At 58.5% G+C, this 20,516-nt stretch carries 20 protein-coding genes and 1 tRNA gene; 8 read left to right on the top strand and 13 right to left on the bottom strand.

The genetic code is table 11. The features are described from left to right. Positions 1 to 288: 288 nt before the first annotated feature. Positions 289 to 678, top strand: a complete 390-nt coding sequence (locus tag F627_RS16950; RefSeq protein WP_155987115.1) for a hypothetical protein — start codon at positions 289 to 291, stop codon at positions 676 to 678. Between the two features lie 2,022 nt (positions 679 to 2,700). Here the strand turns inward: F627_RS16950 and F627_RS0108165 are convergent. From F627_RS0108165 to F627_RS0108155, 3 genes are read right to left on the bottom strand one after another with little or no spacing between them, the layout of a single operon-like run. After that, complete coding sequence (locus F627_RS0108165; protein ID WP_019583778.1) at positions 2,701 to 3,162, bottom strand: hypothetical protein; 462 nt, start codon at positions 3,160 to 3,162, stop codon at positions 2,701 to 2,703. Beyond that, positions 3,162 to 4,232 carry a ParB/RepB/Spo0J family partition protein gene (locus F627_RS0108160; protein WP_081630739.1) on the bottom strand — a complete coding sequence of 357 codons (1,071 nt, stop codon included), beginning with the start codon at positions 4,230 to 4,232 and terminating at the stop codon, positions 3,162 to 3,164. Before F627_RS0108160 ends, F627_RS0108165 begins: the two co-directional genes overlap by 1 nt. Positions 4,233 to 4,237: 5 nt before the next feature. Then, the gene (locus tag F627_RS0108155; RefSeq protein WP_019583776.1) at positions 4,238 to 5,128 is read right to left on the bottom strand and encodes a ParA family protein; all 891 of its coding nucleotides are present in this window, start codon (positions 5,126 to 5,128) and stop codon (positions 4,238 to 4,240) included. Between the two features lie 620 nt (positions 5,129 to 5,748). On the opposite strand from F627_RS0108155, the gene F627_RS0108150 reads away from it, so the two are divergent. The 5 genes from F627_RS0108150 to F627_RS16945 all read left to right on the top strand — a co-directional run bounded on the left by F627_RS0108150 (position 5,749) and on the right by F627_RS16945 (position 9,829). Next, positions 5,749 to 6,987, top strand: coding sequence for a replication initiation protein (locus F627_RS0108150; protein ID WP_026332068.1), 1,239 nt, complete (start codon positions 5,749 to 5,751; stop codon positions 6,985 to 6,987). Positions 6,988 to 7,060: 73 nt separating this feature from the next. Then, positions 7,061 to 7,426, top strand: a complete 366-nt coding sequence (locus F627_RS0108145; RefSeq protein WP_155987114.1) for a hypothetical protein — start codon at positions 7,061 to 7,063, stop codon at positions 7,424 to 7,426. A 92-nt stretch (positions 7,427 to 7,518) separates the two neighbouring features. Beyond that, complete coding sequence (locus tag F627_RS0108140; RefSeq protein WP_019583773.1) at positions 7,519 to 8,025, top strand: hypothetical protein; 507 nt, start codon at positions 7,519 to 7,521, stop codon at positions 8,023 to 8,025. Between the two features lie 90 nt (positions 8,026 to 8,115). Beyond that, positions 8,116 to 9,186, top strand: a complete 1,071-nt coding sequence (locus F627_RS16415) for a DUF4326 domain-containing protein (RefSeq protein WP_231370141.1) — start codon at positions 8,116 to 8,118, stop codon at positions 9,184 to 9,186. Between the two features lie 79 nt (positions 9,187 to 9,265). After that, the gene (locus tag F627_RS16945) at positions 9,266 to 9,829 is read left to right on the top strand and encodes a hypothetical protein (protein WP_155987113.1); all 564 of its coding nucleotides are present in this window, start codon (positions 9,266 to 9,268) and stop codon (positions 9,827 to 9,829) included. Between the two features lie 83 nt (positions 9,830 to 9,912). Here F627_RS16945 and F627_RS0108120 read toward each other — a convergent pair whose 3' ends face one another. The 5 genes from F627_RS0108120 to F627_RS0108105 form a co-directional block, all read right to left on the bottom strand. Then, positions 9,913 to 10,644, bottom strand: coding sequence for a DsbC family protein (locus F627_RS0108120; RefSeq protein WP_155987123.1), 732 nt, complete (start codon positions 10,642 to 10,644; stop codon positions 9,913 to 9,915). Positions 10,645 to 10,775: 131 nt separating this feature from the next. After that, the gene (gyrA, locus tag F627_RS0108115) at positions 10,776 to 13,238 is read right to left on the bottom strand and encodes a DNA gyrase subunit A (RefSeq protein WP_019583771.1); all 2,463 of its coding nucleotides are present in this window, start codon (positions 13,236 to 13,238) and stop codon (positions 10,776 to 10,778) included. A 66-nt stretch (positions 13,239 to 13,304) separates the two neighbouring features. Further along, a tRNA-Arg gene (locus tag F627_RS0108110) sits at positions 13,305 to 13,381 on the bottom strand. Positions 13,382 to 13,388: 7 nt separating this feature from the next. Continuing rightward, complete coding sequence (locus F627_RS16410) at positions 13,389 to 13,862, bottom strand: hypothetical protein (protein ID WP_081630737.1); 474 nt, start codon at positions 13,860 to 13,862, stop codon at positions 13,389 to 13,391. Between the two features lie 13 nt (positions 13,863 to 13,875). Further along, positions 13,876 to 15,813 carry a type IIA DNA topoisomerase subunit B gene (locus F627_RS0108105; RefSeq protein ID WP_019583770.1) on the bottom strand — a complete coding sequence of 646 codons (1,938 nt, stop codon included), beginning with the start codon at positions 15,811 to 15,813 and terminating at the stop codon, positions 13,876 to 13,878. Positions 15,814 to 15,990: 177 nt separating this feature from the next. Between F627_RS0108105 and F627_RS0108100 the strand changes: the two genes are divergently transcribed. Further along, on the top strand, positions 15,991 to 16,188 hold the full coding sequence (locus F627_RS0108100) for a hypothetical protein (protein WP_019583769.1): 198 nt from the start codon (positions 15,991 to 15,993) through the stop codon (positions 16,186 to 16,188). Positions 16,189 to 16,233: 45 nt separating this feature from the next. Here the strand turns inward: F627_RS0108100 and F627_RS0108095 are convergent, their stop codons facing one another. From F627_RS0108095 to F627_RS0108075, 5 genes are read right to left on the bottom strand one after another with little or no spacing between them, the layout of a single operon-like run. After that, positions 16,234 to 17,382, bottom strand: a complete 1,149-nt coding sequence (locus F627_RS0108095) for a hypothetical protein (protein ID WP_155987112.1) — start codon at positions 17,380 to 17,382, stop codon at positions 16,234 to 16,236. A gap of 47 nt (positions 17,383 to 17,429) precedes the next feature. Next, positions 17,430 to 18,029 carry a PilW family protein gene (locus F627_RS0108090; RefSeq protein ID WP_019583767.1) on the bottom strand — a complete coding sequence of 200 codons (600 nt, stop codon included), beginning with the start codon at positions 18,027 to 18,029 and terminating at the stop codon, positions 17,430 to 17,432. Continuing rightward, positions 18,020 to 18,475: a type IV pilus modification protein PilV gene (pilV, locus tag F627_RS15610; protein ID WP_019583766.1), complete on the bottom strand. Its 456-nt coding sequence runs from the start codon at positions 18,473 to 18,475 to the stop codon at positions 18,020 to 18,022. The genes F627_RS0108090 and pilV overlap by 10 nt, the downstream gene beginning before the upstream one ends. After that, complete coding sequence (locus F627_RS15980) at positions 18,475 to 18,987, bottom strand: GspH/FimT family pseudopilin (protein WP_081630736.1); 513 nt, start codon at positions 18,985 to 18,987, stop codon at positions 18,475 to 18,477. Before F627_RS15980 ends, pilV begins: the two co-directional genes overlap by 1 nt. Continuing rightward, positions 18,950 to 19,333, bottom strand: a complete 384-nt coding sequence (locus F627_RS0108075; protein ID WP_019583764.1) for a type IV pilin protein — start codon at positions 19,331 to 19,333, stop codon at positions 18,950 to 18,952. Before F627_RS0108075 ends, F627_RS15980 begins: the two co-directional genes overlap by 38 nt. An 842-nt stretch (positions 19,334 to 20,175) precedes the next feature. Here F627_RS0108075 and F627_RS16405 point away from each other — a divergent pair. Continuing rightward, entirely contained in the window at positions 20,176 to 20,493 is a 318-nt protein-coding gene (locus tag F627_RS16405) for a hypothetical protein (protein WP_196801161.1), read from the top strand. The last annotated feature ends 23 nt before the right edge of the window (positions 20,494 to 20,516 follow it).

Raw genomic sequence — 20,516 nt, 5'->3', positions numbered from 1 at the left:
GGTTGCTCGTGTCTCCTTGGTGATCGGGCCAGAAAATCGACCGTCTGAGAGGCGCGTCACGGGCTTTTTGGTGACCCGCGTAGGTAAACGTATAGGTAAAGATAGAAAGGCGCGTAGACGGAGAGATAGGGGCTTTCAGACGCGGGTGGTTTTAGCAGAAAGATTGAACGATAACCGAATACTATTGAGCATAAGCGAAAGAAAGCGCAGATCTATCACCGGCTCGAGTAAATTCGACAGGGAAAACCGGACGGGTATTCTGGGCCTACTCGTCAAGAAGGAAGTGCTATGAAACTCACAACGTTAATCACGACCGCTGCCGCCCTGTTTGTGCTCACTGCCTGCGGTTTGCCGCAAGAAGAAGATCGGTTCGGAACGCCCGGGGGTAGCGGGCCCATTCTCGACACCTCATCGGAGGATCGTTTCCTCGAATCGTTTGCTGATGCGATGGACTGGATGGAGCAAGAGCACGACTCGGAATCCCTCGACCGACTGTATCTCTTGGCGCTGCATGCCTATTATGAAGAAGAAGAAGGCCCAGACGTGATCGACGGCCTTCGCGCAACCCAAGTGCTCGACGTGTACCCCGAGGTCTGGGAGGAAGCCCTCGAGAGTCGCGCGCAAGCGCGAGAGCGACGAAAAGAGATTATCCGCCGACATAACGAAGGCCTTCGATAAGGGGTAGGTTACGGCCCGGCTCACTGAGCCATCGATCTGCATGCCGATGTGCGAGTGCGCACATCAGGAATGAGTTAACCGGTAGAGCGAGGGAGGGGCATCCAATGTTGATCGCGAGATTGCTCGTGCTACTCGGGTGGGTGATGCTTCTGCTCGTGATGTCCGCGGAAGCGGTCCAGCTTATCGCCAAGATGGTGCTTCTTGGTGTCGTTGGTACAGCGGTAATCAGTGGGTCCTTGATGGCCATGGATATCGCCCAGGGAATCATCAGTAACTTCACCTCAATCTATACACGCGCGGCGTAAGATCTTCGCCCGTCCGTCAGTTTCGGCGTATATGTGCCAAGGCGCACGCGCATCCCGGCAACCCTTCTGATAGAGGGGCAGCCCCCTGCCCTACCCCACTCCATTCCTTCCTTGTCGATTAAGGGTGCACCGTAGAATACGGGGTGCTCGGCCGAATTGGAGTGCGAGAACCGGGGCGCCATTGGTCTTTATTCACCCTGGACGCGAAATAGGGTTCACGTACGGGCTTTGCCGGGATCTCCAAAAAGTGCGCACGCGCACTTTTTGGGCGATGCGAACGCAGCCGCGTTCAAGTCTGGCCTCGACCCGCTCGACCAGCACCCCCGTGACCAACAGCGACCGTCAGCCAGTGGCTTAACTGAAAAGTAAGAGCACACCCATGCGCCGCGGGGTTGTCGTTCCGTTTGTGCCTCGCGCACCAATCTGCGATCGGTCGTCCGCTATGACAGAGCGACAAATACATCAACTAGCCTGCGGAGGCGGCAAAAAGTGCGCGCGCGCACTTTTTCTGGTGTCGCGCTTGCAGCCACGTTCCGGCTTAGATCTGAACGAAGCGGAAAAGGCTTCCGCCATCCGTGTCGCCCGTAAACCAAGATTACCCATCAGAGAGGTCGCGCGAGCACATTCGGCGCCGCAGCCCCTATGGAATGGTTGTCTCCTGGCCATAAAGCAGACGCTTCCCGTGGGGTCGAGCGTAATGGGGAGACGGAGACAAAATCGCGCGAATCGATCTTCAAGGCCGCGCGGTACCCACACGACCCGGTTGCTTGGGCCCAACGACGCAGACCATTCCTCGCTGCCAGTAAAAAGTGCGCGCGCGCACTTTCGAACGCGAAAGCCCCAAGCCAATATCTCCAGCCCCTGCGGCAGATTGCCTCATGGGCCGGGCGTTATGACGAGGAAACTCCAATAGAAGACTTGGTCGGCGTTGAAAAAGTGCGCGCGCGCACTTTTCATGGATGGCGCCCCGTCGGCGCGTCAATGCATCTCGGAGTCTCGCGACAAGGGCATGCCGAACCAACGGTTCCCGCAAACTATCGTCTGTACGAGAGAATGCGCACGCGCGCTCCAGAGGGTCTAAGTGGGAAGCCGAAAGCGCCTCTATCGAATATGCGGCCACCATCGACCCGCAAGAACCCGATTCGCTCCCTCCGTCCCAAACACGGCTGGAGCGGAATCGTTCTTCGATCGCCGTGAATGGGTCTCATTCCGCTTCGCATAGCACGACCGTCGCCGACGGCTTCGATGCATAGTAAGAAGTTCCGTGACTCAAGCGCTGGATGACGATTGCCATCGCAAAAGTGCGCGCGCGCACTTTTGCGAGACCACCACTCTCACGGTCTTCGGGATGCACCAACAAGCGAGTCTTTTGGATCGCCGATCATTCGACCCAGAAGGGGTTGGTAAGGAGGTGCTCGTTGCGCCCCATACCAACACGCAAGGGCAGTGACGCCAAAAGTGCGCGCGCGCACTTTTCTTCTGGCACCCGTGGATCGACCCCTCGGATCGCGTCGCCCTCCGCGCGGGTCCTTTCCCTCGCCCCTTCCCGATATAGTGCGCAGGAGCATCTTCATCGCCGCCGAGCGGATACGCCAAACTGGATGACAGGAAATTTATCAGGGCAGAAAAACGATCCCCGAAGTCAGAGAAGAGCGGAGTAGGGCACAAAAAAGCCGCCAACATGGCGGCTTCAAAACAAAGGGTTGGTCGAATCAGTCTAACGAGCGGTCTTCCCTGGTCCAATCTGTCCGATGCGCCAAAGAATTGCAGTACGAAGCACCGAGGACGCGCTCAAGTCGAGTACCAACCTTGGTTCCTGCTTCAGGCCGTAATAGGCGCATTCGATCGCGCAAGCCAGGGCGTCTTCGATGACGATCGGCTCGAGCTTGAACCACTCCTTGACGGGCTCAATCACGCGGATGCACTCGGAGTCCACTACGACGCGCCGCCAACCCGCTTCCCCGCCCACATTGTGCCAGTATTCCGGATCCGTAAACGCGCGAAAGGTGTTTTCCATCCAGCGGCTTTTCTCTTTCAGACCATAACCCCGAGTGGTCATATCAATCCGCATTCCCTGCTGGACGGCCTTGGGGACGTTGACGCTAATTTGCACAGCCTCCCGGGATGCCTTGCGCCCCCCGAAGACCGTGCTTGCGGGCACGTCCATCTTGGCTTTCATTATGTCTCTCCCTGATCGTCGAGTGCTGCGAAGATCTTGCTGAACGCCGCGCGAGCTGTTTTCGCGTCACCCCATTCCATTTCGTCAATACCCAGATTGCGGGCGCGTTCCTCGCCGAGCGCGCGAATCAAGAGGTTCCGCAGAAGATCCAATTCGGCTTTCTCAAAGCGGATGGACACCTTGCTTGACGACCTTTTTCCGGCCGGCCGACCTGGACTCTCTGGGTCATCCTTGGAGCCTGCTTTTGTTTGAGCTCCCTCATGCTCCCGCTTCGCCTCCTCAATGGAGCGAAACGAGTCGAGGGTACCGTCGTTAATTTGTGCTCGGATCTCCGGAGGCGCGGTAAGCGCTTCCACATACCGATAGGCCCGGCGACGGGGCTGATGTAGCAACCGCATGAGGTTTACACCATTCAGAACCCAATCAGGGTCTACTCGTTGTTTCGCATCGACGATCCGCTCAATCGCGTTGATCTGTTCAGCCATGGTCAGGTCTTCACGAGCAATGTTCTCCATGAGGGAGGTGATTTCGCCCTTCAGAACATCATTCGGGTCTTCCCGATCCAATCGACGGAGTAGGGCGCGGATGTTCGTTCGACCCAAAAGGATATGTGCCAGGAACCGGCGCTCCCCCGCGATCAATTCATAGCCTCGACCTTCCACAAACCGCACCGTCACGGGTGAGATCAACCGATCGCTGTGGATTGAGCGAGCAAGCACCATCAGCGTTTCCAACGCCGTGCGTGTGCGCACATCAGAAAGGTCCGCGATTTCCTGGTCGAGTTGTTCGAGAATCGCTTCGTCGGCAGCGGTTCCCGATTTCCGGCCCAAAGCGTTACGCGCCCGATCGGCGAGGCCCTGGATCCAGACTGAATCGACCGGGAGCTTTCTCGGATTCACTTCGCTCGTGTGAATACGGTCCACTCGAATCGATTGCAGTTCGCCTTCGCCGAAGTGCTCGGACTGGGCAAGTTCCCGTGCGACGCCTTCGCCGACCGATGGTTTTTCACCAGCCGACGTCGAAGCAAGAGAGAACCGTCGTTTGTTCTTTTCCGCGCGTGTCCCCGCCATACCATTTACCCCGCAAACATTCGGTCGATGATCATCCCGCAAGCCCGCTCGATCTGCTCCCGCTCCTTCGGGTAGTCGTTCCGAAGAAACACTGAACGGGCTTTCGGCCACATCAGCTCCTTGTACCGAACCCAGTCATCGATGCGCTCAGGGAGCATCAGCGGTCCAAGGTCCGGATCTTCCAGTAGCTGCTCGTAGACGGCGCTATGCAAGCGCGTGTTTTTCTTGAATTTATTTACCAGGATACCGACGAGATCGAGCTGATCGGATTCCGGGCGTTGCAGGTTCGCATTGGTTCGCACCGTGAGCATCCCGCGGATCCCATCGATGGAGGGTGACTCCATCTCGGTTGGCATCAGCATGTGCGTGCTCGCATTGGCCGCGGCCTGCACCAGAGGTCCCCGAGAGGGGCGAGTATCCAGAACGATCAGGTCGTAGGTGCTCTGGATTTCCTCCAAGAGGAGAAATTTCCTCAACCAGTGAATGACCGTGTCGTAGACCTCCTCCTTTTTAACGAACTCGATGTCCTGAAGATTCGCAGAATGCCCCGGCATGATGTCGAGGTTGGGGTGTTCGGTGGGGTAGGCCATTGCGAAACCGTACTTCCAGATGTGGCTCGCATCACTGTGCCCTTGTATCGCCGCCCAGTCCTCATCTTCGGGGTCGTACTCCGGATGCACGGGTGGTGCGTATTCGTTCGGATCGTCGGCCGCCGGCGCCATGTCAAGAAACCGATGACTCAGGTTCGTTTGTGGATCCAGGTCGATCAGCAGGACCTTCATTCCGCGTTCAATCGCCGCGTACTCGGCGATGTGCTTGCTCAAAAACGTCTTGCCCACGCCCCCTTTCTGGTTCCCAACCGTGAGGACTCGGGTCTGGCTTTCGGTTTGCACCATGTGGTGTCTCCTTCGTTCAGTAGGCCCGCCAATTCCATGGCGAGTCGTGGACCGCCCATAGAGCGGGTTGCGAGCGAGCCCGACTTCCGCTATACAGCGCTCATACCGCAAAAACTATCCGAGGCAGCTTAGCCGTGCAAGTGTTTTTTCACCGAGGAGGTCACCGAAGCTGGCCTAAAGCACCTGAGTGGGGCCGGATGGGCTGTGCGGTGTTGGTTCTGTTTGAATACAAATACAGAAACAGTCCTGTTTGCGAGGCCGAAAGAAGCCATTAAAACAGACATATACGAGAATCCGGGTCGAGCTTTTTGTGCAGGAGGTCGGGGGATTTGTGCTCGGGGGTCGTAGGATTTGTGCAGCGAGGTCGTCGTTTTTGTGCAGGAGGGTCGTAAGATTTGTGCACGGCATCGGCCTCCAACCCCGCCGGACGAAGAGGGCTGTAAGCGGCTGTTTTAAGAGGGATTGGAGGGAGTTGCGCATGCTCCCTGTGTTCGTCAGACCCGTGGAGGGTCATAGGATTTGTGCAGCGAGGTCGTCGTTTTTGTGCAAGAGCGCACTCGCAAGGACAAAAGATTTGTGCACGTATATTCAGACACTTAGGTCACCCTAGAGGGCGTCTAATGCAAAGCGACCGTAATGAAGCTCAAGACTTGTCGATCCTCTACAAGCATTCGGGGGTCATCCATGTCAGTGCGGCACTCACGGCCCTTGAACGGCGGATATACAACGTCCTGCTGCGGCACGCCCAGCCCCGCCTCAAGACTGAGGATCGGCATTCGATCAACCTGAAATCCCTCGCCCAACGCCTGGAGTACCGATCGCGGAATCGGTCGCACCTGGTGAAGTCCATCGAGTCCTTGCACAGCAAGCCGGTGCGATTCAACATCCTCGGGAAAGACAGGGCTCACCGGGATCAGTGGGTCGCCATGCAGGGGTATCTCCTGGCGGAGATCGGTTTCGGGCGCGATGATCCGGATGTCTGCTACTACAGTTTTGGGCCCGCAATGGCCAAGCTCTTGGCCGAGCCCAGCATTTACACCCGTTTGTCTCTGGACAGCCAGAATCGACTTCGCCAGAAGCACGCGATCGCGCTGCACGAGTTTTACCTCGACGCCCTGCCAGCTCACCTCAGGCAAATTCGGTTGGAGGTCGCAATCGACACGTACCGAGAACTGCTTTGCCTGACTGACCGGTATTCGGAGTACAAGCACCTCCGTTCCGGTGTACTGAAACCCGCCCACCAGGATATCTGCGAGAACGGTGACATCGACGTCGCGCAAGTCGACCAAACCCTTCGGCATAACCGGGTTGTCTCCATAACGATCCAGATTGCTCGAAAAGGGCGAAGCCGATTGCCTCTCGGTTCTGTCGAGGAGGGGGCGCTGGCGCTCGACGCCCCTGATGACGATCTAGTGGAAGCCATGATTGAGCGCGGTATCCACGAACCCGTGGCACGGTCATTGATGGAAGAGTTCCCTCGCAAGCAAGTTGTCGGGAACCTCCGCTACGTTGACGATCAATCAGCTCGTGGGCAGGAACCGGGGGCGGGGTACTACGTCGCAGCGATTCGGGCCGATTATGCGAAGACGCAGACCGGGGCGGCTCCGAGAGTGGTCACGCAGCATTCCGATCCGGCGGGGGAGGGGGTGGATATCACTCGGGCGTACGCAGAACGCTACCTGAATTCCTTGCCTCTGGACCAGCAACAGCAGCTTCTGGACGACTTTCGCAAGACTCCTCAGGGTGCGCGTGTGTTGTCCGCGGAAGCGGGATCTGATGTATTCGATGTAAACTCGGAGTTCATCCGTAATATGCTTCTCCTCCATCTCGAGCATGAACAACCATGGAGGAATCGTTAGAGGGTGGTGGATTGTCATCGCCTCGCAGATGTGGATGATGGTCCCAAATAATCGAGAACGTAATGGATATTGAATGACGGAAAAGAGAAAAGAGCCAAGGAATACCGCCCGTCAGTCGTTGAAGGATATGACGCTGCTGGCGTCCATCGTGCTGAGCATTATCCTCATGGTGTCCTACTGGCATCTGTGGAAGGAGCGGTTCCCATTTTTTAACGCAGAGAGTACCGTCCTGATCTACGGAGCGGTGGGAGAAAATGGGGAGCCAAACGAGATTCAGATCAAAGGTCGTGGATTGAAGGTGGAGGTCCGAGGGGATCAATGGGATATCGATGGGCTAACGCCTCCACACAAGGATCTGATGGATCCACCAAATCAGGATCAGGTGGCCTTCCCAATAGAACCGCTGTATAGACAGAGTATTCACGTTGGGTCAAAGTAGACGCGTACAGGAGCGAAACCACCTGTTAGGCTTCAAAAGCCAAAGCGCGAGTCAAGCGCATCCGACGGCTGTACCAGGAAAGAGAGAACGAGATGGGAACCGAGAAAGACTTTAATGAGATGAGCGCCGAGGAACTCTACCGCTTAGCGAAGGAGCGCGAAGAGAAAGAAATACAGGCGAAATACGAGGAAGCGAAAGGGGCAATCGACGAGGTTCGGAAGGAACTCAAGGAACTCAAGAAAGCCCATGGACGCGAAAAGCGCGCGATTGCCAAGAAGCATCGGCAAGAGGTTAAGGACCTGGAGAAGCGTCAGCTAGAAGAGGTCAATGGTGTCCAGAAGCGCCTGGACGACATGGAAATGGTGATTGGGGTTCGCTCGAAGCCGAAGGGCAGCCGTAGGAAGCGGAAGAATACAGCCTCGGTCCAGGAGATCATGGGGGTGATGCAACCCGGCAAGGACTACAGAGCGAAAGATATTCAGGAGGCGCTAACGAAATCGGGTCGGCCTCCGGTACAAGACCTGCATCAACGGTTGGGGTATCTCCGAAACAAGGGGGAAATCGAATCGCCGGAACGCGGAGTATATCGGAAGAAATAGGGCACGACCCTGCTGTTCGAGAAGGAAGCCCAGCGGAAACGCTGGGCTTTTTTGTGATCAAAAATCGACAGATCGACCCAATCCTGGATCATGGAAACCATCAACCAAGGATGGCGGAGGGAACGCATGTGCGCTGAAAGGATCAGCAAAGACGAGCATCAGTGGGTCCGGAACGTTTCGAAAGAACAGGCTGACGAGTACATCGGGCGTGGTTCCCGATTCGGGAACCCGTTTGTAATGCATGATCGTTCCGCGGCAGAACGGACGCGCGTCATCGAGCGCTTTCGAACGTGGGTGGCCAACCAGCCGGAGTTGTTGCGCCTGATACGAAGTCAGTTGAACGAAAAAACGCTGGGCTGCCATTGCGCCCCAGAGGCATGCCACGGGGATGTGATCGCCGAAATCGCCAATGGTGGATGGGATAACCGAATAGCACAGGAACCGATCTTCGTTTTCGGGTCCAATCTAGCGGGGCGCCACGGAAAAGGTGCGGCGAAATATGCAGCGGACCATCGGGCGGCCGAGCGAGGGGTAGGGAGCGGAGCGACGGGGTCCGCCTACGCGATCCCAACAAAGGATGAAAACCTGACTGAGTTGTCGATTGGACAGGTCGAAAAGGGGGTCCGAGCGTTCAAAGAATACGCGAAGAAGAATCCAGGCCTTGCCTTTGATGTGACGCGCGTTGGGTGCGGTTTGGCCGGAAATCCGGATAGTGTGGTAGCGCCTCTGTTTGTCGGCAGCCCCGCGAACGTCCATCTTCCGGAAACGTGGCGGCGGATGTTGGATCCCGGTGGAGCCGGCCAGGAACCGATTCGAGTGATCGTGGCAGGTTCCCGAGGGGTGAAGGACTGGGATCTTGTTCAATCGAAGCTCGAGAAAATTCTGGAGCGACACCCGAATGCGGTCATTCTATCGGGCGGTGCTCGCGGTGCGGATGAACTGGGTGAGCGATTTGCCGTCAACACCGGCCGTGGTTTGCGTCGAGTTCCGGCCGAATGGGAGCGGCACGGCAAACAGGCCGGGCCGATCCGGAACGAACAAATGGCGCACCTCGCGACGCATCTCGTGGCATTCTGGGATGGAGAGAGCCCGGGTACACGCCACATGATCGAAACCGCCCAGGGCGCTGGACTCCAGGTGAGGGTTGTTCAGACGGGGTAGCGTTCAGCGCAGGGCCTTTATCGCTGCGCGACGGTTCCAGATCGGCTAAGGACGGGGTATTCCAAGGATGGAGAAAACGATGGATAAGCACCGAGCATTGGCCCTCCTGCTGCTCATGGTGGTTGCCGGTTTTTCAGGGGTCAGCGCCGGTGAACCGCAAGGGTATTTTGTGGCTGGCGCAGGGGCCTATGAATCCCACGTCTGGTCGAAGCGGTTGCACTTCCAAAACCTGCCCGTATCAGGGTTGAGTCAATCCGCGGAAAGCAACCTCTTCATTGGAATCGAGATAAGCCGAACGGAGCCGTATTCCCGCTGGGATACAGCATCAGATCTGCTGACGGGGAGAACTCGCTGGTCGGGCCAGTTCGGTCACTATTTTATGGAGAACGCGGCGCTCTATGGGATCGCACAGTACGAACACTCAACGGGGAACCGAAACGCTGATGCGGATCGGATCCCGCCGGGTGAGCGATTCGGGATAGGGGTTGATTGGGCAATCAGCCCATCAAGTCGGTTACGTGCGGAGTATGCCGCGCCGACACGGGCATGGCGGGATCTTGGGGGGAATTCCCAGGGATTCGGTGCAGGTGGGGATTGGCGTGAGGATTCCCACCTGGAGATCGGATTTGGGTACCGGTTCTGACGACCGCCCCAATGGATGCAAGACAGAAACGAAAAAAGCCCGCCAGGGTTACCCGGCGGGCTTTTTTGCGGGCCGATTGCGCTCTAGTTCGACCTCAGGGCCTCGATGACCTCCGCCGCGGGCCGGTACCCTGCGTAGTTCTGACCATCTTCGGTGAAGATAGCCGGGGTTCCGCGAACACCCAATGACTGACCAAGCGCGAGGTGGGATTCCTGTGGGGTCGCGCAATCCGCGCGCAGATCGTCCAGGGGGTCACCGGATTTCGCTCGGTCCATCGCTCCGGTTCGGTCTGAAGCACACCAGATCCGATCCATAACCTCCGGTGAGTTCCGGCCGAGGACCGGGAACATCAGGTAGCGGACCTCAACGCCTGCATCGAGGTAGACGTCCATCTCCTCGTGGAGCTGCTGGCAGTAGGGGCAGTTGGGATCTGTGAACACGTTGATCGTAGCCGTGGTCGAGCCGTCGGGAGTGAACACCACGAGGTCCTCGCGGCTCACCGTTGAGAGTGCCTCCTTCCGTGCCTCGGCCTTGGCCTGATCGGTCAGATTGGTGTTTCCGTCGAGGTCGATGATGTCCCCATTGATCAGGTACCCCCGATCGGGGTCGACGTAAACGATTTCCGTTCCATAACGGGCTTCTACGAAGCCATCAATCGGGGCAGGTCGGAGGTGATCTGGGGTGTGAGTGGGGATCGCGTCGCCCAGTGCGGATTCGGCCGCGGCCTGGAGGCTCGGGTTCAAGTCACTCGATGCCACGGCCGGCGTCTCGGATCCGGTGACATTGGCGGACAACCCGAGACCGACCACGACCATACCCACCCCGGCGGTGAGTCCAAAAACCGCCTTGGTGGTCATGTGGCGTTGCTTCGTGTTCTTTTCACTCATGTTCTTCCTTGGTTCGTAGAGTTTGGCCCGACAGATGTCGGGCCGATTGGGTTGAGGGGTTATTCGGAAGGGTCGGCATCCGGTGAGGCGGGAACCGCCACGGCATTGCGAACCGAACCGTTCTTGATGATCGAAGACCCGGCTGTTGCTCGACCGTTGCGCGGCACGTCATCGCCCGCGATTCGGTTGGCACCCCCGGACGCGTTGAAGATCACGACATCCTGCCCCTGGAAAAGCAATGTCGCGGCTGTCATGTTGCCGGATCGTTGGTTGGGGGCGTGGGCTGTAACCCCCTGGCCGGCGCGCGCCTGCAAACGGAAGTCGGCGATAGGCGTGGCCTTCCCTAGACCTTTTTCGGTCACCACCATCAAGGCCGTGTGGGGCAGGTCGTCGTGACGGACGATGCCGCCAGCGATCACCTTCTCACCGTCCTTCATCTTGAGACCCCGAACACCCTGGCCTGTCCGGCCGATTGCTCGAGCTTCTTCCAGTGGAAATCGGATGGCCTTGGAATTGTCCGCGACAATCACGGCTTCCTCGGTCGCCGCGTCGTGGGAAATCCGTGCGCAAATGATCCGGTCGTCCTCGCTCAGGGAGATGCCCTGAACGCCGCCCTTGCGGGTAGCGTTGGAGAACCGCCCAATGGCCGTGCGCTTGATCAGGCCGTTGGCGGTAAAAATGACGAGGCTGGCCGATTCACTGTCGAGATCCGCCGCGGACAGCATCGCCACCACGTCACCTTCAAGCCCCTCGAAGATGTTGCGATAGTGGCGGCCTCGATTCCCCATCCCCGTGTCGGGTACGTCATAGACCTTGACTGCATGGACCTGCCCCGAGTCGGTGAGCGCCAGAAGGTAGTCGTGACTATTGCCAGTGTGGAAGGTCGTCACGAGGTCATCGTCATCGAGCGCGATGATCGAACGCCCCTTCGTGCCCCGGTTCTGGCGGTTCATGGCGTCGGCCGGCAGGCGCTTGATGTAGCCGTTCTGGGTGCCGATCAAAAGCACCTGTTCTTCGGGGATCAGGTCCGCGGCGGAGACCTTCGACAGCGAGTTGTCGATCTCGGTGCTGCGCTCGGTAGCGTGCTGATCGCACAGGTTCAGCAGTTCATCGCGCATCAACGTCACCTGACGCTCGGGTTTGGCGAGGATATCGCGCAGATCCTCGACCTTCGCGGTCAGGCTGTCGTGCTCGTCCCGGATGTCCTGGATCTGCATCCCCGTCAGGCGCTGGAGCTTCAAATCAAGAATGGCCTGGGACTGGGTTTCATCGATCCCCAGCAGGCCGATCAGGGCGGCTCGCGCATCTTCGGTATTCTGGCTGGCCCGAATCGCGGCGATGGTTTCGTCGAGACGATCCAGAGCGGCCAGATACCCCTCCAGGATATGAAGGCGGTCCAGTGCGCGGTCCAGATCATATTGGGTGCGCCGCTGGATGACTTCGATGCGGTGTGCCCGAAAATGCTCGAAGACATCTCGAATGCCGAGCTGAACGGGCGTTTGGCCGACCAGGGCCATGACGTTGTAGCTGACGCTGACCTCGAGGTTTGTGAGCGCGACAAGCTGGATGGCGACCAGGTCAGGCTCCACGCCGGCCTTCGTGTCCAGAACAATCCGAATGCCCTTCTTGTTTGATTCGTCGCGCATATCGGCGACGCCCTCGACGGTCTTCTCCTTGACCAGGTCCGCGATCTGCTCGACCAGCTTGGACTTGTTCAGGGCATAGGGGATCTCCGTGATGACAAGGCGCTTGGCTCCGCGCGATCGATCCTCGGTATGCCAGCGGGAGCGCAGCTTGATCGCTCCGCGTCCGGTGTCCAGCGCCTGGATGTAGCCATCGAGGCCATGGAGGATACCGCCTGTGGGGAAATCGGGCCCCGGCATGTGCTCTACCAGCTCCCGTGTTGAGATCTCCGGGTGGTCCAGCCAGGCGAGAAAAGCGTTCGCGGTTTCGGCCAGGTTGTGCGGCGGGATCGAGGTCGCCATGCCCACAGCGATCCCTTCGGACCCATTGACCCAGAGGTTCGGGTAGGTGAGGGGGAGCACGGAGGGCTCTTTCTCGGTACCGTCAAAGTTGTCCTTGAAGTCCACCGTGTTCTTGCCAATATCGGTGAACAGCTTCGCGCCCATCTTCGACAGGCGCATCTCGGTGTAACGCATCGCCGCGGCGTTGTCGCCATCGATCGAACCAAAATTACCCTGACCATCGATCAGCGGGTGCCGCATCGCCCATTCCTGAGCCATGCGTACGGCCGCGCCATAAGCGGCTGTATCCCCGTGGGGGTGATACTTACCGATTACGTCACCCACGACGCGAGCGGACTTCTTGTGTGCTGAACCGGGCATGATGCCGAGATCGTGCATGGCGTACAGGATCCGGCGATGCACGGGCTTCAGGCCATCCCGGGCGTCTGGCAGAGCCCGGTCGGTGATGACGGACAGCGAGTAGTCGAGGAACGACGACTCCATCATTTCTTTCGCCGGAAGATGAATCGGCGGGTTCTCGATCGTTTCTTCAGCCATATCGGTTTCCTTCCTCTGTGCTGATGGAACACCCCACTTCCACTATGGATCGGGGTGCTTCTTTATTGGCCTGCCGGGAGGGAGTCGAACCCACAACCTGCGGGATAGGAACCCGCGGATCTATCCGGTCGAGCTACCGGCAGTCGTTGTCTAGTCGCAGCCCCGCCCGACCTTTCCGCTGTCGTCCGGGGCGGTGAACTCCTTCCAGTGGCGCCACCCATTCGGGCAATGGAATCCCCACTCGCGAACCTTCGGACCCGTAATGAACAGGCTCAAAACCGGGGACGCGACCACCTCTAGCCGGTGCGGGGACCGGGCTCCTCGGAAAACACGGCTTCCGCCTTCCAGGAGCCGGCTACCGTTTGGCATGTGCTCCCTATAACAGCCGCTTAATACCCAGCTCATATTTCCGAGCCACGGATGGTCATGTAGTGCGCGATCGTCATCGCTCTTGATGACCGCGTGAAGGTACACGTTGAAGAGCCGATTCTTCGGAATGACGTACCAGCGGCGCAGGTAGTCGTTACCGATCACGAAGTCAGGGGGGCGGCGATTCATGTACCGGCGGGCCCAGCCCGAAAGCCAGCGGGTGATCGGGCCGATGGAGCGTTTATGCGAAGCCATGATGCACCCCGCCTTACAGGTCCAGCCGGGCACGTTCAGCACCCCGCTCGATGAATTCGCGACGTGGCGGCACTTCGGAACCCATTAGCGTCTCAAACACCGGGTCATCGGCTTTACGACCCCCATCTTCCGAATAGTGGATCTGTCCGATTCGACGGGTGGCGGGGTCCATGGCGGCTTCCCAGAGCTGGTCCGGGTTCATTTCCCCCAGGCCCTTGAAGCGCTGGACGCTCCACTTGTCCGAATCCGCCTGGCTGTCGAGAAAGGCCTGAAGCTCTTTATCGTCTTTCAGATAATGCGAGGTCTTGCCTTTGCGGACTCGGTACAGGGGCGGAAGAGCGACATAGACATACCCGTTCTCGATCAGATCGGGGGCGTAGACGTGGAAGAACGTCAGCGCCAAGCAAGCGATGTGCGCACCATCGGAGTCCGCGTCCGCAAGGATGATAATCTTGTGGTAGCGCAGGTTGTCGATGTTGAATTCGGTCTTGGGTCCGCAGCCCAGCGCCAGAACGAGGTTTTTGACCTCTTCGGATTTGATGATGCGCGCCGGGTCGGCCCGGTAGGTGTTCAGGATCTTTCCCTTCAGCGGGAGGATGGCCTGAAACTCGCGCTCGCGACCCTGCTTGGCGGAGCCGCCGGCCGAATCCCCCTCGACGATGAACAGCTCCGATTTGGCGGGGTCCTGCTCCTGGCAATCGGCCAGCTTGCCGGGTAGGGCGGTGGCGCTGATGACGCTCTTGCGGCTCACGACAAGCTCGGCCGCCTTGTCGGCCGCTTCGCGCTTCTTCTGCTCCAGCTTCGCGCGCTCCACGATCGCCTTCGCAATCTGCGGGTTCTCCTCGAACACTCGGTCGATCAGGTCGCGGGTCGCGCGGGATACGACGCCATTGATCGGCGGGTTCTTCAGTTTTTCCTTGGTCTGACCGGCAAAGGTCGGGTTGCCCAGGCGTACCGCGACCGCACCCACCAGACCGGCCATCACGTCGTCGGTCGAAAGGGACTGATTGGCCCGCAGCATGTTGTTGTTCTGGGCATAGGTCTCAACCGCGCGTTTGATCGACGTTTTCATCCCGGTGATGTGGGTGCCATCCGATGTCGGGATGATGTTGGCGAAACCCGTTACGACCCCGGCGCGCTCGTGCCAGCGAAGCGCGATCGAAACCTCGACGTCGCCCTCAGCCTCAACCGCCTCCTCGCTACTGGTGGAAAGGGTCTCGGTGAGCGCGGCCCCGCTCTTTCCGGCGAGGTCGTCCAGGATCTCGCTGAATGCGCCAAAACAGTATTCGACTTCCCGCGCAGGTTCATCGGCGCGCGCTTCCGCCCGCAGCAAGAGGGTCAACCCCGGTGCCAGATACGCCGTCTTTTTTAGACGCTCGGCCACAGTCTCGAAATCCACCTCGGCGTCGTCGTCGAAGTAACGAAGGTCCGGCCAGAATCGAATGTGCGTCCCGGTATCCTGGCCTTTATACGGCTGGATCTCCGGCTGTTCGGGCTCACCCCCGTTCACGAATCGCTGGGTGTATCGCTTGCCATCCCGACGAATGTCCATTTGGAACTCGGTCGAGAGGGCATTGGTCACGGCGGAGCCAACACCATGCAGCCCCCCGGAAAACTTGTACGCCTCGTTATCGAACTTACCCCCAGCATGCAGGGTGGTAACAAGAAGGGCCGCTGCATGCATACCCTTCTCGGTGTGCATGTCGATCGGGATGCCTCGACCATTATCGGAAACCGAGTAGGATCCATCGGCGTGGAAGACCATCTCGATGCGATCGCCATGACCGCCAATGGCTTCATCCACCGCATTGTCGATGATCTCGTAGAAGATGTGACGCAGACCGGCCGAATCGGTACCCCCGATGTACATGCCGGGTCGTTTGCGCACCGGCTCCAGCCCTTCAAGGACCTGGATCGAACTGCTGTTGTAGGTCGAAACGGTTTCATTCATGGCGATAGAAGTCCTTTTGGTCGTCATGGTGGTTGGTCGCCGCTCCTGATGCGGCGATGGGCAGCACACTACCTATTGAGCGGCCTTTGTCGAGTTTTTTACGCCGTCAACGAAAACTGGACAGAACGCGCTGATTCGATAGAGTCGAAGACATCAAGAACGAAAGGAGAAGACGACATGGCGAAACACGAAGAAACCCGCTTGGGATGGCTGAGCCGAGCCGCTGACCGACTGGAGAGCAAGGCAGATCGCATGCTCAAGGAATCCGATGAGATCGAAAAGAAGCGGAAAGCGAAAGCGAAAAAGGGAACTGGAACGTCGCTGACCGGATTGATGCTGGGCGCGGCGATCATGGGGTATGACGAAGACAACTAGCGCCCTCCATCATGTGGCAAATCACGCCGGGGAGGGATCGCTAACCTAGTCGTCAAAAACAGGCCGCCACTCCGTAATCGTAACACTGGTGTCCTCACTACTCTCTGCCTTGGGAAGGTTAGGGTTCTGAATATCCTCGATCTGCTCGAAGCGGAAGTTACCCGGCAACCGGATATCCCCTTCGGTCACGATGCTTCCTTTAAGCGCCCCCCGGCCATTTTGGCGGAAACCATCATTGCTCCAGAAGACGCCGGCCGAATCCGTCGAGCCGTTCATAGTGATCCCGCCGCCTGCGATGATCACGGTGTTGACCGCGCCGTCACTGCCCAGCGAGGTGCCACCCCTCATATTGATCGAACCCGCGGAAACCAGAGTGGCGTTGCTGAAATCGCCGGAAACGCGCATTTCGCCTGTGGAGCAGTAGAAGACGCGTCCGCCCTGGTCCCCTTCCAGATTCACATCGCAGCTTCGGCCGCCCCCTGAATCGGCTTGCTGCTCAAGCCGCGAAAGCGTCTCGGAATCCACATGGGGGATGTCGGCTACCGTGTCGGTCATCTCCACAACGCCGGGCATGGCCTCTCCGCTCCAGGAGTCGCTCGTCAACTCGGAAAACGGCCCGACGACACCCCCGCTCCCTACAGTCATCGTCCCCGACAGGAAGCTGTTGCGAATGTTGCCACCGGAGGAAAAGAAGGAACTGGCCCAGACGTTGCCATCGAGGTGGACATTCCCCCCGTTGACCGTGATCGAGCCGTTGGACGTAAGACCATTTCCGAAGATGGGGTCCGTGACCAGGCTCGAGTCGAAGTCATAGAGGACGCGAAGGTGGACCTCGCTGGATGCAGGAGCACTCAGATCCAGGCCGCCGTGGGTTGTACCGATGATCGTGGCTTCAAGATTGCGAGGGGTGGCGCAATGGGTGGCATCTGCATCGATTCGGTATCCGAGCAGGTACCCATTCGAGCCCGAGTCCTCTACGGTGACGGGGTCTTGGAAATGCCCGGACAGACTCGAGAGGTCGCAAACCGGGGAGTCTTCAATCGATCGAAGCACATCGTAGGCGCCCGTCTCTGCCGCGTGGTGAGCCAAAGAATGCAGGTCCTGGCTTGACGCCATTTGCTCGTGAAACGAAACGTCCCGAACGGTGGCTACAACCATTGTACTAAGCATGAGGAGAAGCAGGAGCGTCACCAAGAGCGAGGAACCTCGTTCTCGATATCTGAGCATAGAGGTGCAGCAATTCATGAAGGGGCCTCCTGGTTGGGGCGTAGCGCCGCCGTCAAGGACCAGGAAGTGGGGTGGACGGCGTCAGGGCTGACTTCTACAAAAAAGCGAACCGCTTGGGCCCCGGTGGATAGGGAATTGAAACTTTCATGCAGGACCAGTCCATCGGCAGGGGATCCGTAGGCAATGGAGAAGGCTGTGATGGCGTCCGCGATCACAACGGGTGACCCATGTTCGGGATCGCACATGATCTGATCCGAATCGGAGCGGTAAATACGCTGGGAGAAAGACTCCCCGGTGGTGATTTCCGCTGGGCCGTTGCCCCGGCAATCGCGCATTCCATCCCGCATCGTGTAATCCAGAACGAGCACATCATTATTGCTGGCGGGCCCAACGCGATCCGCTTGCCGGACCATCCGCAGGATGGATGAGTTGACGGCCCGCTGAGTCTCTTGCGCCAGATCAAGTCCTTGCTTGGAAGCGGCAACGGAAGTGAGCGAGCTGTAGAGACCGATCGTGCCTGCGACAATTAGGAGCCCGAGAAGCATCGAGATCATCAGCTCGATAAGGGAAAAACCGGATTCGGCGGAACGGTAGGGAGGGTGAATCAAGAGCATGCCCCCCTTGGATCGAGAATGCGTTTCGTGTGGATGACGCGAGCCGTCACCGGGTCTTCACTCTCGCTCATCATCGTAGAAGTGACCCAGTTCAATTCGACCGACACGAGCCCCTGGGCGCCTTGCTGGACACTCGATTCCACCGACTCTAATCGCTCAAGCTGATCTTGGGCGGATTCGAACCAATCGGTGTGGATTTTGGTAACGACCTCTGGACTCAAATGCCGGTTTTCACCGTCGCCTTCCCATGCGTGGCACGCATTGGCCCAGAGGCCCTCAAAGAATGAGTCCACTTGGCCGCTCGCCAAGGTTCGCTCGTGGCTTGCCGTTGAAGCCTGGAGGGCGTTGAGCTGGAGAGAGGCTGCGCCAAGGAGCCCGATCGAGATAATGACGAGAGAGACGAGCACCTCGATCAGGGAGAAGCCCCCGCTACGCTGTGCAAGCATTAGTGGCAGCCCTCACGACCGCTGCGTGTGATTCCACTGACACGAGTGCACACATGCCGATCTTCCTCATAACCCGCCGCTTGAAGCTGGAATTCGATGGGCCGGTTGGGGGTGCCGGATGAGCGGAAGGTCACGCCATCCAGGTGGCTCGAGGAAAGAATCAAGCGACTCGGGAGATCTTCCTCAAAGTGCAGAACCGTATCATCGGCCACGATGATCCAACCGGTGCTCCAGTCGGTGGTCGAGGCGCATGTCTCGCCCTCGGAAACCGCGCAAACAGTAACCGGGGTGCGATTGGAAACGGCATACTGGCGGGCGGACTGCAATGAACCGACCAGCGAATTCGTGGTGAGGGTCACCTCGTTCTTGGAGATCAAGGATGCGAAAGAGGGCGCTGCAATCGCCGAGAGGATGGCGAGGATCCCGATCGCAAACATCAACTCCAGGAGTGTGAACCCAGACGGGCGAAGGGCATTACCAACAGCCATCGTCGTCAGCCCCTTTTCGACCATGATGGGTGAGCGTCAGCGTCCCACACGAGTGGCCCACCTGGGGGCCGGACGGTGTGGCCGCCAGGATGAATGTTGATGCTTTGGCATCAATGCTGATGGTATAAGCCACCGCCCCGCTTTCGGGAGAATGCGTTCGAGGCAGGTCATCCGTATCCGGGTAGACACCGTTTCGCGTTCGGTACTGCTCAGCAAACGATGCCAGAGCAAACAGGTCCATCTGGGCATTCCCCAGCCGGGTTCGCTCTACATAGGACGAGTAGGCGGGCAGTGCGATCGCGGCAAGAATGCCGACGATGGCCGTGGCGATCATCAGTTCAAGCAGTGTGAAACCTTGAGTCGATTGCATGCGGAAATCCGTTTCCTAGCTCTGCCCATCGCGGGCAACACAGTTCATTGGGCCCAGCCGCCTTGAAGAGGGGGTCTCTCGGTTAGGGAGTGCGTGAGGGTGACAGGGCGCACCTAGACACGCAGACCGGAGACCCCCTCTTCAAAGAGGTTGGTGAAAAAGCCACGGATCGAGCGTGCGGAGACGCATCCGGAACGGGATGGGATTTCGGATGCGGCGGAGAAAGGATCGATACATCCCACCCCAACCCTCTCCCAAGGGAGAAGAAGCTCGTACGTAAGCGGAGCAGCAAGGATGCCCCAAACGGGTAGAGCGCAGGAGAGAATGAGCGGGACGTCATGAAGATCCTTTTCTACAATGCCGATCCGTGGCTGCTGGTAAATCTGCATGGATCGAGGATTGCGTGTCAAATACCATCCACACTCCAGGACCGAGAGTGCGGGTCCTATCGATACGGGGAAAATAATCGACAGTACGAAATCGGACGATAAAGTGAGCCCTAGATGGGCGCTCAATCAAGGCAGTAGAGCGCGCATCGCGAACATCCCAAAACTGCATTTGAACCCTAAGGATAGGCGTTGTATGCTCGGAAGGAATATGACCCCCGCCAAGGGTGACTGGCTTCAGCTCTCCCCGAGCTGGAACGTGCGAAAACCGCACGACCGACGGCGCGTGAAGCCTCGCGCGCTGATCAAACCTCCGATCAAGTTGCGTCTCAAGGAAGACGCGAAAACGGAGGACGCGCGGGACACCAACGCTCGCGCGAAACGCGTTTCTCCAGCGGATCCCCGAAAGGGCTGCTGCGACCCGGCCTATGTGGGCCGCTATCGGAGAAACCAACCATGCTAAATCTGACAACTCAGTTAATCGTGCTCCGCTGCAAAGACGGGATGGATCAGGTGATCCAGCCATGCGGCGTAGTGGCGAGCATTGAATACCTTGACGAAATCGCGGGCTACCAGTTTGGAGTCCCGGTAGTGAAGCGATCCATCAAAGAAGTGCACGGTATGCCGGAAGCGGGGACGGCCTGTTTGGTGTCACCCACCGTGCTGGCGGCGGTACCGGGGCGTCCAGGCGTATTCGCGCCTGACGCGGGAGATTCGGCGATTCGGGACGAGAAAGGTCAGATCGTGGCCTACACCCGTCTGGTTTCGGCGTAATCAATCCACTTCAGGAGGGAAAT

Origin of the sequence: Thioalkalivibrio sp. ALE16, from assembly GCF_000381305.1 — a bacterium.
Lineage (GTDB): Bacteria > Pseudomonadota > Gammaproteobacteria > Ectothiorhodospirales > Ectothiorhodospiraceae > Thioalkalivibrio.
The sequence above is the reverse complement of the archived record's forward strand: the minus strand, read 5'-3'. Positions and strand labels throughout refer to the sequence as shown.

Bases quoted from the DNA above. Each gene is read 5' to 3' on its own strand.
- F627_RS16950 (WP_155987115.1), top strand. From the start codon at position 289: ATGAAACTCACAACGTTAATCACGACCGCTGCCGCCCTGTTTGTGCTC.
- F627_RS0108165 (WP_019583778.1), bottom strand. From the start codon at position 3,162: ATGAAAGCCAAGATGGACGTGCCCGCAAGCACGGTCTTCGGGGGGCGC.
- F627_RS0108160 (WP_081630739.1), bottom strand. From the start codon at position 4,232: ATGGCGGGGACACGCGCGGAAAAGAACAAACGACGGTTCTCTCTTGCT.
- F627_RS0108155 (WP_019583776.1), bottom strand. From the start codon at position 5,128: ATGGTGCAAACCGAAAGCCAGACCCGAGTCCTCACGGTTGGGAACCAG.
- F627_RS0108150 (WP_026332068.1), top strand. From the start codon at position 5,749: ATGCAAAGCGACCGTAATGAAGCTCAAGACTTGTCGATCCTCTACAAG.
- F627_RS0108145 (WP_155987114.1), top strand. From the start codon at position 7,061: ATGACGGAAAAGAGAAAAGAGCCAAGGAATACCGCCCGTCAGTCGTTG.
- F627_RS0108140 (WP_019583773.1), top strand. From the start codon at position 7,519: ATGGGAACCGAGAAAGACTTTAATGAGATGAGCGCCGAGGAACTCTAC.
- F627_RS16415 (WP_231370141.1), top strand. From the start codon at position 8,116: ATGGAAACCATCAACCAAGGATGGCGGAGGGAACGCATGTGCGCTGAA.
- F627_RS16945 (WP_155987113.1), top strand. From the start codon at position 9,266: ATGGATAAGCACCGAGCATTGGCCCTCCTGCTGCTCATGGTGGTTGCC.
- F627_RS0108120 (WP_155987123.1), bottom strand. From the start codon at position 10,644: ATGGTCGTGGTCGGTCTCGGGTTGTCCGCCAATGTCACCGGATCCGAG.
- gyrA (WP_019583771.1), bottom strand. From the start codon at position 13,238: ATGGCTGAAGAAACGATCGAGAACCCGCCGATTCATCTTCCGGCGAAA.
- F627_RS16410 (WP_081630737.1), bottom strand. From the start codon at position 13,862: ATGGCTTCGCATAAACGCTCCATCGGCCCGATCACCCGCTGGCTTTCG.
- F627_RS0108105 (WP_019583770.1), bottom strand. From the start codon at position 15,813: ATGAATGAAACCGTTTCGACCTACAACAGCAGTTCGATCCAGGTCCTT.
- F627_RS0108100 (WP_019583769.1), top strand. From the start codon at position 15,991: ATGGCGAAACACGAAGAAACCCGCTTGGGATGGCTGAGCCGAGCCGCT.
- F627_RS0108090 (WP_019583767.1), bottom strand. From the start codon at position 18,029: ATGCTCTTGATTCACCCTCCCTACCGTTCCGCCGAATCCGGTTTTTCC.
- pilV (WP_019583766.1), bottom strand. From the start codon at position 18,475: ATGCTTGCACAGCGTAGCGGGGGCTTCTCCCTGATCGAGGTGCTCGTC.
- F627_RS15980 (WP_081630736.1), bottom strand. From the start codon at position 18,987: ATGGTCGAAAAGGGGCTGACGACGATGGCTGTTGGTAATGCCCTTCGC.
- F627_RS0108075 (WP_019583764.1), bottom strand. From the start codon at position 19,333: ATGCAATCGACTCAAGGTTTCACACTGCTTGAACTGATGATCGCCACG.
- F627_RS16405 (WP_196801161.1), top strand. From the start codon at position 20,176: ATGCTAAATCTGACAACTCAGTTAATCGTGCTCCGCTGCAAAGACGGG.